This window comes from Solitalea canadensis DSM 3403 (assembly GCF_000242635.2).
GTDB lineage: Bacteria > Bacteroidota > Bacteroidia > Sphingobacteriales > Sphingobacteriaceae > Solitalea > Solitalea canadensis.
In genome coordinates this window covers 1,358,943-1,376,719 of sequence record NC_017770.1, presented here as the reverse complement: position 1 = coordinate 1,376,719, position 17,777 = coordinate 1,358,943, and the positions used below count along the sequence as shown (strand labels likewise).

General features: G+C 36.5%; 12 protein-coding genes. 2 read left to right on the top strand and 10 right to left on the bottom strand.

Annotation, left to right across the window (positions count from 1 at the left end):
* Positions 1-329 precede the first annotated feature (329 nt).
* Complete coding sequence (locus tag SOLCA_RS05625; RefSeq protein WP_014679485.1) at positions 330-1,685, bottom strand: pyridoxal-phosphate dependent enzyme; 1,356 nt, start codon at positions 1,683-1,685, stop codon at positions 330-332.
* A 232-nt stretch (positions 1,686-1,917) separates the two neighbouring features.
* Between SOLCA_RS05625 and SOLCA_RS05620 the strand changes: the two genes are divergently transcribed.
* Positions 1,918-3,732: a glycosyltransferase gene (locus tag SOLCA_RS05620; protein ID WP_014679484.1), complete on the top strand. Its 1,815-nt coding sequence runs from the start codon at positions 1,918-1,920 to the stop codon at positions 3,730-3,732.
* A 92-nt stretch (positions 3,733-3,824) separates the two neighbouring features.
* On the opposite strand, the gene SOLCA_RS05615 is transcribed toward SOLCA_RS05620, so the two are convergent.
* From SOLCA_RS05615 to nudK, 8 genes are all read right to left on the bottom strand, one after another.
* Complete coding sequence (locus tag SOLCA_RS05615) at positions 3,825-5,804, bottom strand: OmpA family protein (RefSeq protein ID WP_014679483.1); 1,980 nt, start codon at positions 5,802-5,804, stop codon at positions 3,825-3,827.
* Positions 5,805-5,995: 191 nt separating this feature from the next.
* Positions 5,996-7,786, bottom strand: coding sequence for a PorP/SprF family type IX secretion system membrane protein (locus tag SOLCA_RS22180; protein WP_014679482.1), 1,791 nt, complete (start codon positions 7,784-7,786; stop codon positions 5,996-5,998).
* A gap of 24 nt (positions 7,787-7,810) precedes the next feature.
* Complete coding sequence (locus SOLCA_RS22175; RefSeq protein ID WP_169313280.1) at positions 7,811-10,333, bottom strand: T9SS type B sorting domain-containing protein; 2,523 nt, start codon at positions 10,331-10,333, stop codon at positions 7,811-7,813.
* A gap of 412 nt (positions 10,334-10,745) precedes the next feature.
* Positions 10,746-11,987, bottom strand: coding sequence for an ATP-dependent Clp protease ATP-binding subunit ClpX (clpX, locus tag SOLCA_RS05595; RefSeq protein ID WP_014679480.1), 1,242 nt, complete (start codon positions 11,985-11,987; stop codon positions 10,746-10,748).
* 87 nt (positions 11,988-12,074) lie between these two features.
* Complete coding sequence (locus SOLCA_RS05590; RefSeq protein ID WP_014679479.1) at positions 12,075-12,782, bottom strand: ATP-dependent Clp protease proteolytic subunit; 708 nt, start codon at positions 12,780-12,782, stop codon at positions 12,075-12,077.
* Positions 12,783-13,065: 283 nt separating this feature from the next.
* The gene (gene tig, locus SOLCA_RS05585) at positions 13,066-14,412 is read right to left on the bottom strand and encodes a trigger factor (RefSeq protein WP_014679478.1); all 1,347 of its coding nucleotides are present in this window, start codon (positions 14,410-14,412) and stop codon (positions 13,066-13,068) included.
* A gap of 249 nt (positions 14,413-14,661) precedes the next feature.
* Positions 14,662-15,150: a DinB family protein gene (locus tag SOLCA_RS05580; protein WP_014679477.1), complete on the bottom strand. Its 489-nt coding sequence runs from the start codon at positions 15,148-15,150 to the stop codon at positions 14,662-14,664.
* On the bottom strand, positions 15,147-15,725 hold the full coding sequence (nudK, locus tag SOLCA_RS05575; RefSeq protein WP_014679476.1) for a GDP-mannose pyrophosphatase NudK: 579 nt from the start codon (positions 15,723-15,725) through the stop codon (positions 15,147-15,149). The genes SOLCA_RS05580 and nudK overlap by 4 nt, the downstream gene beginning before the upstream one ends.
* A gap of 169 nt (positions 15,726-15,894) precedes the next feature.
* Between nudK and SOLCA_RS05570 the strand changes: the two genes are divergently transcribed.
* A complete protein-coding gene (locus SOLCA_RS05570) occupies positions 15,895-16,746 on the top strand; it encodes a hypothetical protein (RefSeq protein ID WP_014679475.1) in 852 nt (283 codons plus the stop codon).
* Positions 16,747-16,860: 114 nt separating this feature from the next.
* Here the strand turns inward: SOLCA_RS05570 and SOLCA_RS05565 are convergent, their stop codons facing one another.
* On the bottom strand, positions 16,861-17,292 hold the full coding sequence (locus SOLCA_RS05565; protein ID WP_157604676.1) for an NIPSNAP family protein: 432 nt from the start codon (positions 17,290-17,292) through the stop codon (positions 16,861-16,863).
* Between the last annotated feature and the right edge of the window lie 485 nt (positions 17,293-17,777).

The following is a 17,777-nucleotide window of genomic DNA, read 5'->3' as shown; positions in this document are numbered from 1 at the left end:
TTGCTGGCAATAAGAAACCAACAACCTTATTATCAATTAATTTATATTGAAAAAGGCAACAAACACGCTAAACAGAACACAAAAAAGTTGTTGACAAAAGGAGATAATTTCATTTTTAAGGAGAAACTTCGGAGAAGTTTAACCTTAATAGAAATAAAAAGATTTGAAAATTTAACTCCGGATGGAGTGAAACTAAACTGAAAACTTGTTTCGCGCCATCCGAGGCTTATGTTTTCGACCCAATATGCTACTAAGCCTATTCCCCTCCGGTGAAACAAAAAATCCCGGACTAATTAGCCCGGGATTTTTTGTTTTCATCTATCAGTTTACTATATATGAGTGATAATATCCTGCTGAGTAATGATATGATAAGACCCATCATCCAGCTTAACCAAAACAGCTCTGTGTCCGTGACTAATGTGTTTAGTTACCTTTTTAATAGAGTCATCTCCGCTAACTTCCGGTAAAGCCGGTAACATTACATCCTCAATTAATTTATTAGCAGTTAGATTATCTCCTACCATTAAACGGAATAAATGACTTTCATCTAAAACACCAGCAAACTCACCATCACGTTTAACCGGGATTTGAGAAATACCATATTTTTTCATTTTCTCAATAGCATTAGAAACGGGCTCACCAGAACCAATTGTTACCAAAGCAGCCGGATGATCCTTAACTAAATCTTTTGCGGTTATAAACTCTTCTTGCAAGAATCCACGCTCACGCATCCAGTCATCATTGAACATTTTGCCCAAATACCGAGTACCGTGATCATGGAAAATTACTACCACAACATCGTCTTTAGTTAGTTTGTCTTTTAATTGCTTTATACCAGCTATAGCTGCACCTGCAGAATTCCCAACAAAAATCCCTTCTTTTTTTACAATTTCTCTAGTGTAGATTGCGGCATCTTTATCCGTTACTTTTTCAAACAGATCAATTACCTCCATATCCACGTTCTCAGGCAAGAAATCTTCACCTATACCTTCAGTTATATAAGGGTAAATCTCATTTTTATCAAATACACCAGTTTCCTTATACTTTTTGAAAACCGAACCATACGTATCAATTCCCCAAACTTTAATATTCGGATTCTTTTCTTTTAAATATCGGCCAGTACCACATATTGTACCGCCTGTTCCAACTCCAACAACCAGGTGAGTAATCTTTCCTTCCGTTTGCTCCCAAATTTCAGGACCGGTTTGCTCATAATGCGCTTGAGAATTGGAAAGATTATCATATTGATTAGCCTTCCATGAATTTGGTGTTTCTTTCACTAGACGCGATGAAACTGAATAATAAGAGCGAGGATCTTCCGGATCAACGTTAGTCGGACAAACAATAACTTCTGCACCAAAAGCTTTCAATGCATCCACCTTTTCTTTTGATTGCTTATCAGTTGTAGTGAAAATACATTTATATCCTTTAATGATGGCTGCAATAGCCAATCCCATACCGGTATTACCGGAAGTGCCTTCAATAATGGTATAACCAGGCTTTAGTTTCCCTTCCTTCTCTGCATCTTCAATCATCTTTAAAGCCATACGGTCTTTAATCGAATTACCCGGGTTAAATGTTTCCACTTTGGCCAAAATAGTAGCCGGAATATCTTCAACCAATTTATTGAGTTTAACCATTGGCGTATTCCCAATAGTTTCTAATATATTATTGTAATACTTCATTCTCTCTTTGGATGTTTTTGTATTCTTAAACCACGAAAATACTTAAAAGTTCACAGATTTATGGTGCGGAAAAAGGTATAATAAAGCATACGAAAGTGAAATATCATTTTGATATAGCATTATTAAATGATAAATTTCAAAAAACATAATCATCTGCATTTAAGAAGCACACTGCATAAAAGCAGCACATAAACACGATTAGTTACGAACATTAAAACACAGCCTATTTATAATGCAGCTAGAGAAGAAACTTTTAGTCGAAATCGCTTGGGAAGTATGTAACCAGGTTGGGGGCATTTATACGGTTATTCGTTCTAAGGCTCCTGCAATGGTTGATATATGGGGCGATAATTATTGCCTGATCGGGCCTATGTTCCCAGGAAAAATGCCTGCAGAGTTTGAACCTACCGACAAATACAATGATGCTTTTGGACGTGCCGTACTAAAAATGCAAAAACTTGGTTTTGAGGTTCATTATGGCTATTGGCTGGTATCCGGCAAACCTAAAGTTATCCTGATCAATTTTGCTCCTATCTACAGCCGATTACATGAGGTCAAATATTTCCTTTGGGAAAATCACAAAATCGATACTTCCAGTTTTGATGAATTAGTTGACCAAACCATTGCGTTTGGAGAAACTGTAAAACAATTACTGGAACAACTCGCCCAACCTGGCACTACAACCAAAAAAATTCATGCACATTTTCATGAATGGATGGTAGGCACACCGATAGCGCATATCAAAAAAAATGCATTACCGATAAAAACGGTATTTACCACTCACGCCACCCAATTAGGAAGGTATCTTGCTACTACAACACCACGATTCTATGATATTTTACCGGGTGTAAACTGGGAAAAGGAAGCTCGCAGATTCAATTGCCTATCAAAAGTACTAATTGAACGAAGTGCGGCTCAAAATGCAGATGTATTTACTACGGTAAGTGAAATTACCGGCTCTGAATGTGAAATACTGATTGGAAGAAAACCCGATGTAATTACTCCAAATGGAATTAACATCGAACGTTTTGTGGCCTTGCATGAGTTTCAAAATTTACATGTGGAGTATAAGCAAAAGATCAATCAGTTTGTAATGGGACATTTCTTTCATAACTATTCTTTTGATCTTGAAAATACGCTTTACTTTTTTACTTCCGGAAGATTTGAATATGTGAACAAAGGATTTGACCTAACGATAGATGCGATTGACCGGCTGAATAAAAAAATGAAGAAATCAGGTATTGATGTTACGGTTGTTTTATTCATAATTACCAAACAAGAGTATCATTCCATCAACTCAAAAGTGTTGCATTCACGTGCGCTGATGGAAGAAGTTAGGGATACCTGTACAGCGATAAGAAAACAGGTTGGCGATAAGCTTTTTCTTGCTTCTGCCTATAATCCTGATCAAAAAATGCCGGCTCTTAATGATTTTGTTGATGATTACTGGAAATTACGTTTACGTAGAACATTGTTGAGCTGGAAAAATGACGAACTACCCTATATTGTTACGCATGATTTGGTAGATAATCATAATGATCAGATTGTAAATCATCTGCGACGTGTAAACATGGTGAACGAAAAAAATGATAGGGTTAAAATCGTTTATCACCCAGACTTTATCTCTCCTACCAATCCTTTATTTGGCCTGGAATATCATCAATTTATCAGAGGTTGCCATTTAGGTGTATTTCCAAGCTACTATGAACCCTGGGGATACACACCGCTAGAATGTATAGCCAGTGGCATTCCTACTGTTACAAGTGATCTTTCCGGCTTTGGCGATTATGTATTGAGCAATTTGCCTAGCGAGGAATCACATGGTATCTATATTGTTCGCCGTCGGCATAACGATTACACCAAAGCCGCCGAATCATTAGCTAATATGCTTTTTAGTTTTGTACAGCTAACCCGACGAGAACGCATCTCACAACGAAATATGGTAGAAAGTTCATCGGAAAATTTCGACTGGAAATACCTGGTTAAATACTATAGAGATGCTTATCAATTAATTATCGAAGACGATTCAGTTACTGAAGAAATTTAAACATTACTAAGAGCAATTAGAAATAAACTAAAAAAGTTCGACCCAGTAAAACCAGGTCGAACTTTATTTTTATTCTAACTTAACTATACGACTTATTTTGTAGCAGCTGCCATATCTGTACGAACGCGAGTTACTTTAAACTCAGTACGACGATTTAACGCATGTTCTGCTTCGCTGCACTCGTTTCCACCTTCACACATTACAAGTGGTTTTGTTTTACCGTAACCTTTACCTGTAATACGAGTAGCAGGAATGCCTTTGCCTACCACATAATCAACAACCGCTTGAGCACGTTTTTGTGATAATGCAAGGTTAACAGCAGCATCACCGCGAGAATCAGTGTGAGCACCTAACTCAACAATAATCTCAGGGTTTTCTTTCATTACACCTACTAAGTTATCTAATTCAGCTTGAGACTCAGCAGTGATGGTTGATTTGTTGAAATCGTAATAAATGTTATTCAAACGGATTGAACGATCCAATACGATAGGATCAAATGTTAAGTCAGACTGTAACATATCCATACGTAATTTATCACCGGTATTGAACATTTGTTTTGAAGCAAAATAATTATTTTTCTTCATCACGATCTCATACTGACGATTAGGTTTTAACGGAACTTCGTAATCACCTTTATCATTTGATTTGAACGTAGTTGATACTTTGCTGCTAAGATCAGTTACAGTAATAGTAACATTAGTAATTGGCAATCCAGTTTCTTTGTTCATAGTACGACCTTTATAGTAGTACTCTTTTTGGAACTGAGGCATAACACAAGTAAACTGGTAAATATCATCAGCACCTTTAGAATCGAAACGATCTGAAGAGAAGAAACCTTCTAATTTGATTTTATCTGCATTTTCAGGAACACCTGAAATTTTAGTTACAACTAAACTGAAGTCATCTTGAGGCGAGTTGATTGGGTAGTCCATACGAAGTACGTTTTTCCATTCACCTTTTTCCTGAGTAGCACGATAAATATCAAGACCACCCATACCGATACGACCATTTGAAGAGAAGAACATAACGTTATCACCCATTAATGTAGGGAAACGCTCATCACCTTTAGTGTTGATACCAGGACCCGCATTTTTAAATGGACCCCATTCGCCATCAGCACCCATATCGCAATAGTAAATATCTGTACCACCGTAACCACCTTGCATATCAGATACAAAATACAAGCGGGTACCATCAGAAGTAACAGCAGGGTCACCTACAGAGTATTTAAGAATTGAGTTGTATTTAAATGGTTTAGCTTCTTTCCAAGCTTCAGACATAAATATCTCTAAACGTAAAACTGGTTTAGTTCCTGTTTCAGGAGTGTTAACAAAACGAGTACGAGTAAAGAATACAGTATTTTGACGCTCGTTGAATGCTGCACCAGCAGTGTGGTACTCACCATTAAAGAAGTCTGAGAATAATGTAGGAGTACCCCATGAGTTTTTCTCAGGATCACTCTCCACATAGAAAATTTTCAAGAAAGGACGACCAGTCCAGCCGTAAAGTTTCTTTTCGTTTTTATCGATCGTTTTTTGCTCCCAAGGACGATCAGAACTGAACACAAATCCGTTACGGTATTTGGTCAATCCCCAGTCAGAATAAGGAGTACTTAGTACATCTAGCGTTTTAACAGTAGCTGTAGTAATAGGTGAATTCATTTGGTTTAACGCACTATCACAAGAAGCTTGTAAGAATTGCGATTCAAATAACTTACCATTTGAATAACGACCATATAAATAGTATGCTTGCTTAGCGTCGGTATACTTACCATTACGCATCAAAGCATCACCATAAGTCAGGTAATTATCAGGATTCTTGTTATCAGCCGCGATTAGTTTAGCAGCCCAAGATTCCCATTCTTTGTAACGATTAGTTCTTTTACAACACTCCACAATTTTTTGGAGAATTGGAACTGTTTTAGTTTGCTCAAATGCTTTTTTGTAAAGCTCAAGAGCACTGAAGTAACTCAGCTGTTCGAATTCTTGATCAGCCTTTTCAACTTGTCCGTAGGAGAGTTCTGCACTGCAGATAAACCCTACTAATGTTAACATTCCGAGAAAACGTTTCATATGACCCTAGGTTTATTTAATTGCCAAAATATATATATAATTTTTTTTTACAAACAAAATGTGAAATTAAAATTAGATAATTAAATCTAAAGTAATTTATAAAAAGCTGTAAATCAATAAATTCTTTATAGTTATTAACATTTAATTGTTGGTAATATCCATATAGAAATCAGGGATTTACCCCTGATTTCTTAGAAATATCGTGGTGTTACCATTGCACCTTTTTGGCGTTTTAATTTCTTAATACGCTTAGCTTCTTCTTTTTCAGCCTGACGACGCTCCTCTTTTTGCTGAGCTGTTTCTACCTCTTTGGCCTGCTCCGCTTTTGCTTTTTCAAGACGTTCGCGTTCTTTCTCAGCTTCTTTCTCCTTAGCTTCAGCCCTTTCACGTTCCTTCTGAGCTTCACGTTCTTTTTGCTCTTCAACACGTTTAGCTTCTTTTTCACGTTTTTCTTCTTCTGCACGTTCTTTAGCTTCTGCCTTCTCACGAGCTTTAGCTTCTGCCGCAGCAGCTTTTGCAGCTTCTTTCTCTGCAGCTTTCGTATCTACTTTCTCCTCTTTCGGAGTTTCAACTGGTTTTTCTTTAACCTCTTTAACAGGCTTCTCTTTTTTCTCCTTAACTGGTTTCTCCTCAACCGGTTTTTCCTCTTTCGGAGTTTCTACAGGTTTCACAATTTTTTTCTCCTTAACCAGTTTTTCTTTAACAGGTTTAGGTTCTTCTTTTTTAGGCTCTTCCTTCTTCTCAACAGGAGGTTCAACAACCGGTGCTTTTGGTTTTTCCTTAACAGCTTCCCGTTGTTTAGCCTTCGCCTCTTTATCTGCGGCTTCTTTAGCTTCGCGCTCTTTTTGTTTAGCTACTTTATCAGCTTCTCTTGTTTCGCGTTCTTTTTTATCTGCTGCTTCTTTAGCTTCGCGCTCTTTCTTATCTGCAGCCTCTTTTACCTCACGCTCTTTTTGTTTTTGAGCTTTTTCAGCTGCTCTGTTATCATTTCGCTCAGTTACAGCTTTAATACGAGGAGCCGGAGAACTTGGAGGAAACAAGTTTTCTACATCCAAGCTGTAACTCAATGAGATTTCGTGAGCGCTGGCATTTAAGTCTTTAACTGCACTTAACGACATATCATAGGCGTAACCTACCCTAAACTTTTCTCCAAGAAATAACTCCGACATCAAAATAGCTGCATTAGAGTTAAAAGTTGGCTGATTTGGTTGCTTATTGATCAGTTTAATACCACTACGATAAGCAGCTCCTACCCATAATCTGTCGTAAAACAAGAAAAATGTATTTAGGTCGAGTGTTGAATATCCTTTAATATCCTGTTTTAACAGAAATGATGGTTTCATTACCACATTATCGCTTAGTGGTAATGCCACGCCTGACGTTAAATAAATTTGAGTTGATTTACGTGGAACAAGCGTACTGATATCCGGATCTGATTTTATATATGGAGACAATAAGTTATTTGCTGATACTCCCAGATAAAATGTCTCTGTATTATAGAATAAACCAAATTTAACTTCCGGATTAAAAGAGCTTGAGGCGTTCTCAGAACTTAAGGGATCAGTTGGGTCTGATACAATACCGTTATTACCTTTAAATGCAAAGCGATAAAATCCTACTCCTAAACCAAAGGATAAAAACGATTCGTCATTTACTGGTATTCTGTAAGAGTAAATTCCGTAAGCTGCCAACTCATCGGTAATACCGATCTTATCACTGGCCACCTGGAATCCTAACCCCATTCTATTATCAGCCATAGGAGCATCCACAGAAAGCGTCATTGTTTTAGGCGCACCTTCAAAACCACTCCATTGGGTACGATAAAATGCATTTATATTTAGATTTTGCTTAAAGCCTGCATAAGCCGGATTAATGTACATGCCATTAAACATGTACTGGCTAAATTGCGCATCCTGTTGGGCCATTACTTTAGCCGACAGCAACAAACAAAATGCAATAAGAAGTTGTAATTGTTTCTTCATAAAACTCAATCTTTCACTTTTCTCTTAACCACTTATTCTACTTCTCATTAGGGTTATAAAACCTTTATATAATTTTACTTTACTGCCAACGGTAATTTTTAACACATAGAAATAGGTTCCTTCTGAAAGCCCTTCGCCTCCCCAATCCTGCTTATAACCTTTTACGGTGTACACACGGTTACCCCAACGGTCCATTATGGTAAGCTCATTATTAGCGAAGCTTTCGAGTTGAGGAACAACAAAGAAGTCATTTTTACCATCAGCATTCGGAGTAATCATATTCGGAATTTTAGTTCCATCTATTCCGAAAACCACTTCTCTGATTATGGCAGTGAATTTATTGTTGGTAAGGTCACTATCATTTACCGGAGCAGATATATGAGCTGTGTTTACAATATTGTGCGTAACCAAAGGTTTGGCAGTTATCTTAAGTGTTTTTTCTTCTTGATTATTTAGCCTATCAATCTCCCACTTAATAATCTTTTTAATAGGGTCATAATCCACTAGACCAACATCTGTTGTTGCGGAGATGTACTCAATATCGTTGGATAATGTGTCACGCACTACGATGTTCATAGCATCCTGCGGACCTTTATTAATAGCTGTTATCACAAACTGAACAGCCTCCTGAACATCATCACTTATTCCACCCTCTTTTTTAATAGTAAGATCTGCAGTTGTTATTATTGAAATGAGGTATTTATCACTGGTTGAAGAACAAGCACCAGAAGTTATCGTCCTTCTGTAATACACAGCTGCATTTTGTGCAGGTGGTTGATAATTCACTTGATTATTCATGCCTGATGCAGGAACCCAGTTATTTTGTCCTCCTTCACTTTTCTCCCATAGATATGTGTAAGTACCACTACCTCCTGTTGGTTGTGAGCCAGCGATAATTGCCGGAATCGAACCCGAAGGAATAACCTGTGGCGACGACGTAATAGTGTTATTATCAATAGCCACCGGTGTAATCAGGAACGATACTACATTACTGGTATCCTTGTTAATTCCCGCAATTGCAATACGACGAAAATCCGTTTTCATGGTCAATCCTGACGGATCGTAATTTTGCCCGGTTGCATCAGTTATGCTTGCCCACGCACCAGTAGTCTTTTTCTGCCACTGGTAACTGATCGCGTTCCTCGCTTCTGTACCGGTAATCGGATCAGGATCAACTGTCGCCAATCCACAATATGACGTAGTTGGAGGTGCGGTAATTTTATTATTTGAAATGCCTCCCGGCTGAATCACATTGATCTTAATGGGCTCACTTATGCTTGTTGGACAAACGCCTGAACCTATTTTTCTCCTATAATGTGTTGCTACTGTAATAACCGGAGGTTGATAATCTCTCTTATCTGAATTTCCTAAGGCGGTTGTCCAGTTGTTCCCATCTGTACTCTGCTCCCAGTTATAATCGAAGATAGCTCCAGTTGGCTGAGGGTCGCTGCCCACAATTAAATCCGGTGCTGTACCGGCAATAACATCTGGAACCGAGGTAATCGTATTATTGGAAACACCAACATTATTAATAATGATAAATACGTGCTTACTTGTATCCGATGTTCCGTTTGAGATAACTTTCCTTCTAAAGAACGTGGTTTGTGTTAGCGTAGGCGGATCGTAGCTTTTAGCACTAGCACCAGCAATATCAGTATAAGAACTACCTCCATCAATACTTTGCTCCCATTGATAAACAAAGGTAGCACCTGTAGTTACACTAGCTACAGTACCATCAATCACACCCGGATTAAAACTATCTACTCCACACTTTTCGTTATCAAGTGGTTGAATAATGGAGTTATTAGATATTTTCACAGGAACAATCTTAATAGTAACAGTATTACTGGTTAGGTCGTTACAAACCCCCATTGAAACCACTCTTCTAAAGAATGTAGTAACTGTTAAAGCTACCGGTTGATAATCTTTTGCATTACTTACTCCGGGAGCAGATTGCCAGCTTTGGGCATCTATGCTAAACTCCCATAAGTATTCATAGCTTTTGCCATCGCCACCAGCAGGTTGCGAACCGATTAAACCTGCAGGTACAACTCCTTTAATAATATCCTGATCTGCTGTAATTGAATTTTTGGTTAACGGCACCGGAGCAATTACGATTTTAACTATATTACTAGCTAACTCTTCTGTTCCGTTAATTGCGATACGACGATACCAAGTAGTTGCTGTTAAACCTGGCGGATCATAATCCTCCGTAACAGCTCCAACACTTACCCACGTTGCCCCCATGGTTGTACTTTTCTCCCATCTGTAACCTGTTATAGGAAAAGCTGGAGTTCCATCGATAATAGTTGGATTAAAAAAAGTAGCGGAACATGTTCCAGGAATATAGGGCTGACTAATCGTGTTGTTACTTATTCCAACAAAATATGGTGAATTATATAGAAATGAAAAATAAAGCTTTTGATGTATACTTAATGCAGAAGTCTGCACCAAGGGGAATGCAGTCGTTCGTTCTACTGTTAACAGTAAAGACAAACAACTCACAAAAACGGCAAGCCGAGATGTGAAACTGCGAGCGATTTTCATACGGTTTGGTTTGGTGTTTAAAACGTAAAACTCTTCCATAACAAAAAGATTTAAAAACGAATTTGCAATGGATTTTCTAACCGAGCCGATTCACATCGGTCAGTAGTATTTAGAGAGAGGAAAAATAGATGGGGTAATTATAATAAATCGCTTTTTCAAAGTGAAATTTTATAAGCAAATTTATTATTAGGCAAATATATTAAATGTTATTCATATTCCATTGCTACGATTTGATATCTAATATAATTTATTTTCTCACAATAAAAAAAAGTTATCAACATTTAACAAATTTATGACCAAAAAGAAAAACCTGTGACAATTGCCTTATTTATAGCATTTTCAGGGCTAACAGACAAAAAAAGGAGAAAGATGTGGAAATCTTTCTCCTTTTAAAACTGTATACTTTTATTTACTAAGCGACCTTTAAATTCTTCATGCTGGCCGACTTTTCGAATTTTTCCTTAGCATAATCCAACGAAATGGAAAGTTCTTTTACATCAGATTGTGATGGAAGTTCAAACATGTGATCGATCATAATCGCTTCACATATCGATCTTAAACCGCGGGCGCCTAATTTAAATTCCATAGCCTTATCAACGATATACTCTAAAACATCCTGATCAAATTCCAGTCTGATTCCCTCGTAAGAGAACAATTTAATATACTGTTTGATCAATGAGTTTTTAGGTTCAACCAAAATTGATAACAAGGTATCACGATCTAATGGGTTCAGGTAAGTAAGCACCGGAACACGACCGATCAACTCAGGAATCAATCCAAAGCTTTTCAAATCTTTTGGCGTTATATACTGCAGCATATTGTTTTTATCGATCTTTTCGGCATGTTTATTCGTACCATAACCGATAGCCTGCGTTTGAAGACGATTACCGATTTTCTTTTCAATACCGTCAAATGCTCCACCACAGATAAACAATATATTACTGGTGTTAACAGCAATCATTTTTTGGTCAGGGTGTTTGCGACCGCCTTGAGGTGGCACATTCACTACTGTTCCTTCCAAAATCTTCAATAATGCCTGTTGTACACCTTCACCTGAAACGTCACGAGTGATCGATGGGTTATCACTTTTACGAGCAATTTTATCTACTTCATCAATATACACGATACCACGTTCAGCTGCTGCTACATCATAGTCTGCTGCTTGTAGTAATCGGGTAAGAATACTTTCTACGTCCTCCCCTACATATCCGGCTTCAGTTAATACCGTAGCATCGCAAATACAAAAAGGAACATGCAGAATTTTAGCAATTGTTTTTGCCAATAATGTTTTACCTGTACCTGTTTCTCCCACCATCAGGATGTTAGATTTTTCAATCTCAACCTCATCCTTTTCAATTTTTTGGTTTAAACGTTTATAGTGGTTATAAACCGCAACTGAAAGCACACGTTTTGCATCATCCTGACCGATCACATATTGGTCAAGATGCTTTTTAATCTCTAATGGTTTTACAAGATTGAGTTCAAGCTGGGTTTTCTTTGCTTTATTTTGCGCAGTTTCTTCGTTCAATATCTGGTATCCCTGCTCTAAACAACGATCACAGATATGTCCGTCGATTCCGGCAATCATTAGCATTACATCTTGTTTTGATGCGCCACAGAAAGAACACCGTACATCTTTTTGATTCTTACTCATCACCTAAATTTAGATATCAGAAAAGCACAATGATGATTGATAGCCTTAGCTATAATCATCATTATACTTTCTGAGATCGTTTTATAATTATTTTGTATCTCTGTTCGAAGTCAATACTTCGTCAATCATTCCAAATGCTTTTGCTTCATCAGCAATCATCCAGTAATCACGGTCAGAGCATTCCCATACTTTCTCGTATGTTTGACTACTATGACGTGCAATGATCTCGTATAATTCTTTTTTCAATTTACCGATCTCACGAGCAGTAATTTCAATATCAGAAGCCTGACCTTCTGCACCGCCCATTGGCTGGTGAATCATTACGCGTGAATGTGCTAAACCTGCACGTTTTCCTGCAGCACCAGCACACAATAAAACAGCACCCATTGATGCAGCCATACCTGTACAGATGGTAGCAACATCCGGTTCAACAAATTGCATGGTATCATAAATACCTAAACCCGCATACACAGAACCTCCAGGACTATTCAGGTATAATTGAATATCACGCTTTGCATCTACAGACTGCAAAAATAACAATTGTGCCTGAACAATGTTAGCTGTTACATCATAAATCGGGTCACCTAAGAAAATAATACGATCCATCATCAAACGAGAGAACACGTCCATCGATGCTACATTCATCGGACGTTCTTCAATAATGTATGGAGTGATGTTAGTTGGCAGCTTACGATTCTCTACACGAGAGATAAAACCATCAACAGCCAAACTATTAATACGATGATGTTTTACAGCGTATTTACGAAATTCGTTTTTATCGATTCTGTCTTTCATGTGTTACTTCTTTCTTTTTAATAAATACAGGGAATTTCACGATAGGTTTTTTAAAAGCGTAATTTTCCTTTCAAAACGAAGATAATCAAATATCATACACAAAAAATAGCTGACAGTACAGTATTCATCATTAAGCGCTGTAAAATATTGGTTATCTGTTTTGTGATGTTTCTATTAATATTTTTTGAAGTTTTTTTGTTGAATACGTAAAAAAAGAAAGTCTGCCATTTACATGACAGACTTCTTAAATATTATGACAATTTGACTATTTTATCAAACCGACTTACTTTAATTCTAAGAACGATTTGTAGTCAATTGCTTTTTCTTTTGTTTCAACAGTGTTTTTTAAGAATTCAAAAACTCTGTTGCTACGTACTTCATTGTACATTTGAGTGGCACGCTCACGATCAGAGATGAAGTTTTGGGTATACTCATTTAATTGTACATCTGAAAGTGGAGTCGGGCTGTACATCGCAAACTGAGCAGCAATACGCTCTTTTGCTAAAGCAATTACTTCTTCAGGTTTGATTTCGATGTTGTTTGACTGAACTACTTTGTTTTCGATCAACGTCCATTTTAAGTTTTTCTCAAAACCTGCATAGTCTTTCTCTAATTCTTCGTCAGTTAATTTCTCGTTTGTCGCTTTTAACCAACGTTTCAAGAAATCACTAGGAAGATCAAATTTGATCTTATCTACAGCGTACTCGTAAATATCGTTTGATAATTTACGATCAGCGTTCATTTGCATTTGGCTTTCGATCTCTTTAACCACATACTCTTTAAAAGTATCTGCAGAAGTTACGCTACCATCAGGGAACACTTTATTGAAAAACTCTTCGTTTAATTCAGCAGCTTCTAAACGGTTAACGTTTTTAACAGTTAACTGGAAGTTACCTTTTACTTCAGCAGCTTCTTCTTCCGAAATGTTTAATAAGTTGTGAATTAACGTTGCGTTATTTTTGTAGGCTTTTTGAATATCAAAAGAAACAACATCGTCTTTTTTCAAGCCGATCAATGATTTTTTGATTTTAGCATCTTCAACTAATTCAATACGAACTGAAGTAGTGTGGCTGATGCCGCCTTCTAGTACGAAACCATCTTCAGCTAATTGAACTAATTCGCCATAGATACTATCACCTTCTGCTGATTTTTCCGGATTGGTCATTTTACCGTAAGCGCGTTGTAAGCTTTCCATACGGCTTTTGATGGTTTCCTCGTCAGCAGAAATTTTGTATTTGGTGAATTTATCTTTTGATGAGAAATCAGCTTTAAAGTCAGGTGCTAAACCTACTTCATAACTAAACTCAAACGTATCTTCGAAATCCCATTTGTAATCTCTATCCTGATCAACTTTTGGAAGAGGCTGACCTAAAACTTCTAATTTGTTATCAGAGATATAGTTGTTCAACGAGTCAGAAAGCAGGTTATTGATCTCATCTAACAAAATGCTTTTACCGTACATTTTTTTGATGTGAGCAGCAGGAACCATACCTGGACGGAAGCCCGGAATACGAGCTTTTTTACTTTGATCTTTAATTGCCTTTTCAACTTTCGCTTTATAGTCAGCAGGTTGAATGTTAATGGTAATTACAGAACCTAAGTCGTTGATTTTTTCTTGGGTGATATTCATCTTTATAAAAGAATTTTTAGCCACCTATTGGCTAAGCACTTTAACAATTACTAATTACTTTAAATTAAGAATCCCCCGCTAGGCGGAGGATAATTCAGTGCGGAAGAAAGGATTATACCTCACCGCTTTCTCTCGCATCTGCCTCCAATTTGGGAGCGCAAAGCTAAGTTTTTTATTTATTTTTTCCTAAATATTTTAAAAATGTACATTAGAGATGGCTCTACGAACCAATCAACAAGCTGACATAATCTATTTCAACTTTTGCTCTTTTATTCTCGCGATTTGTCGTGTATGACGCAGAATGTGAACAATAGCATGTTCTGTCATTTGTTCAATGTCGTAAAGTTGTCCCCAGCCTGCTTTTATCTTTAAGGAATCATCAAATTGTTCCAATTCATCATCTGAAATTTCTTTAAAAACGTTCTCTGTATAGGCAAACACATTGTTCAACTCTTCTGTGTACTCAGCAATCGTTAAGTGAAAACTTTTATCCGGACGTTTAGCGTTATGTCCTTTTAAATTATGAATACTGGTTGCATAACCATAACCCGAACTTACAACATGAGTTAATATTGCCTGAATTGTTTTGCAACTCTCGTCGGTAGTACTTGGATCAAGGATTACAGTTAAATAATCGTCGGGAATATCTTCAATAACGGTCTTGAGTTTTGAAATAGCCGCTTCATAAATATCCATCAATGCTCCTACTGCACCCGTTCGAGTATTTTTTACCGTCATAAAAGGTTATTCAATTTTATATATTGAAGAAGCATAATTGTTTTTCCGTCTTTAATTTCGCCGGAAGCAATCATCTTCATCGCTTCATCGATAGTAATTTCTAAAACTTCAATATTTTCTCCTTCATGCTCTACTCCTCCTCCATCGGTTACTTTCATCTCTTTGGAGTACTCAGCAATAAAAAAATGCAATATTTCTGTAACTGAGCCTGGTGACATATAGGCCTCGAAGATTTTCCGAACATCTGAAATTTTATAACCGGTTTCTTCTTCCGTTTCTCGTCTTATACAATCTTCCGGATTATCTTTATCAAGCAAACCTGCACAAGCCTCAATTAATAATCCCGAATGGTTACCATTTATAAATGTCGGCAACCTAAACTGCCTGGTTAGGATAACAGTTTTTTGTGGCCGATTATACAATAAAATGGTGGCTCCATTACCTCTATCGTAAGCTTCTCTGGATTGGACTTGGGTTTTCCCGTCTTTTTGGGCATACTCATAAGTTATCTTTTTAAGTATATACCAGTTGTCGGAAAGTATTTCGGTGTTCAGAATATTGACTTTGTTATTCATAGTTTTCAAATGTATTGAACTCTATTAACGGTTAATTTGATTGGATGTTGTTAGGTTTATAAATAACATCAAAACAAAAAATAGCCATAAAGGCTGTCAGCAGTTTTTTATATTACTAATTAATATTAACTTTATGTAGCTGAGATTCAACACTTTAAAATTAAAACCTATGAAAACGCTCTCTATCTATTCAATCCTATTGACTATGCTAATTATGGCTTGTCAAAAAGATACAGATGAATCACCTTTATCGTCTGAAAAAAAGAAGGACCATTGTAATAAATGTCCCACTATTTATTTGCCAAAGACTTATAGCGAGGCAAAATATAGTTTTACCTATAAGGATAGTACTGGAAATTTAGCTACGATTGTAGAAAACACTTATATGAAAGTGCATTTCATTTATGGAAATAACAATCGTATAGAAAAACTTCAATGGATGGACGACGACGGCGTTTTGTATGATAATTATGAATTAACATACACAGGGAATAAATTAACCAAACTGACTAAAAATTATTCCGGAGGATACACCGTAGATAATTATACAATAAGATGGGATGGAGATAAAATAAAGAATCTAGTTATCCGACGAGTAGAAGACAGTCAAATTACGAATAGAGATTCCATTATTTTCTCCTATAACTCCGATAATTCTATAGCAGGCTACGAGTTTTATGATCCCAATCAGAAAGAGCTTACTGCCGGTTATTCATTTAGCTATAAAAGCTCGGAATATAAATATTGGGCAAAAGATATTAAGAATAAAGAGATTATCTTTTTAGCATTGATAGATTCAAGTCCAAAGATTGTACCCGCAAGTAACGACATTTCAAGTATCCTTAAGTACGAATTTACAGAATATGGTCAAAACTTCTTTGAAAGTACTTATCATGACCAACAATATAATGAAGCTAACTACCCTTTAACTTACGGTAAAACATACCGAGTATCTGATGAAATGGAACAATGGGTTGAGGAAAGCCAACAATGTGTTTCATACATAAAAGTCAATAAGTAATTATAATTTTGAATAAATAGTTAGACCTCCATATTAAATTTCTGCCAAAAAGTAGCCATCTAATAAAGTATAAAAGCAGTCCAATTGGTACTGCTTTTTATCTTGCTATTATGATCACTCCTTCAGTAATTTCTTTTGAGGCGAATAATCGGTTAGCATGAGCGTACGGTCTTCTATATTTTCAACAAAAGTTCCATGTATTTTACTCGATTCTTTTTTGATATCTTTCCATTCCTGATCTGCCATGAAGTTTTTCCAGGCATTTTCCATGGTTTTTTTGTCCTTCCATTCCAACAGGTAAACAAACTCAACTTTGTTGTTAAAATTCGACTCCCATATTGAAACGATGTTAAACCCATATTTTTTCATTATCCGGTGAGCATGGTCTCTGAAACGCTCATGAAAAACCATTCTATTTTCTTTAGGAACCTGATAAATCCGAAGCTGATGTATTGGACTTTCGATGCTCGTTTCTTTGTTATGAAACGCCATTAAAACTGTTAACAATATGCTAACGACCAGAATAGTTTTGATACCTGATTTCATTTTGAATGTACCCACAGTCAGAGAAGATTTGTTGTTTTATAGATGTATTATAAAAATCAAGATAGTTTTTATTGGCGAATTTTATAATGGAGAAGAAAAGTACTACAATCTAAATCATAGGTAGATGTAAGCATAACCTTAACAGATCAGGCTTTTAAACATGTGCTCTATTCAAAAAAAATCCCCGCCAGGGAGTGCAGGGTGTGTAAGTTAACAAATGGTATGTCCTTCGTAATAAATGACTGGCATTAAATTGTATACAATTTTCATGCCATTAAACTGGTTAACTATCAAATGATTATACAATAAATGAATTACTAATTACAGTACCAATATTTATAAAAGTGCACAATTTGTGTGCACTTTATAGTACTAAACGTATTGTATTATTATTGGAGCCTTGGCAGTAAATAGCGACATCTTAATTCGCAATTTCGGGAATCAAACGACCTCGGTAACTAATATGATTATTAACTATTTATTTA

Excerpts from the sequence above, each read along its gene's own strand:
- SOLCA_RS05625 (WP_014679485.1), bottom strand. The coding sequence starts at position 1,685 with ATGAAGTATTACAATAATATATTAGAAACTATTGGGAATACGCCAATG.
- SOLCA_RS05620 (WP_014679484.1), top strand. The coding sequence starts at position 1,918 with ATGCAGCTAGAGAAGAAACTTTTAGTCGAAATCGCTTGGGAAGTATGT.
- SOLCA_RS05615 (WP_014679483.1), bottom strand. The coding sequence starts at position 5,804 with ATGAAACGTTTTCTCGGAATGTTAACATTAGTAGGGTTTATCTGCAGT.
- SOLCA_RS22180 (WP_014679482.1), bottom strand. The coding sequence starts at position 7,786 with ATGAAGAAACAATTACAACTTCTTATTGCATTTTGTTTGTTGCTGTCG.
- SOLCA_RS22175 (WP_169313280.1), bottom strand. The coding sequence starts at position 10,333 with ATGAAAATCGCTCGCAGTTTCACATCTCGGCTTGCCGTTTTTGTGAGT.
- clpX (WP_014679480.1), bottom strand. The coding sequence starts at position 11,987 with ATGAGTAAGAATCAAAAAGATGTACGGTGTTCTTTCTGTGGCGCATCA.
- SOLCA_RS05590 (WP_014679479.1), bottom strand. The coding sequence starts at position 12,782 with ATGAAAGACAGAATCGATAAAAACGAATTTCGTAAATACGCTGTAAAA.
- tig (WP_014679478.1), bottom strand. The coding sequence starts at position 14,412 with ATGAATATCACCCAAGAAAAAATCAACGACTTAGGTTCTGTAATTACC.
- SOLCA_RS05580 (WP_014679477.1), bottom strand. The coding sequence starts at position 15,150 with ATGACGGTAAAAAATACTCGAACGGGTGCAGTAGGAGCATTGATGGAT.
- nudK (WP_014679476.1), bottom strand. The coding sequence starts at position 15,725 with ATGAATAACAAAGTCAATATTCTGAACACCGAAATACTTTCCGACAAC.
- SOLCA_RS05570 (WP_014679475.1), top strand. The coding sequence starts at position 15,895 with ATGAAAACGCTCTCTATCTATTCAATCCTATTGACTATGCTAATTATG.
- SOLCA_RS05565 (WP_157604676.1), bottom strand. The coding sequence starts at position 17,292 with ATGAAATCAGGTATCAAAACTATTCTGGTCGTTAGCATATTGTTAACA.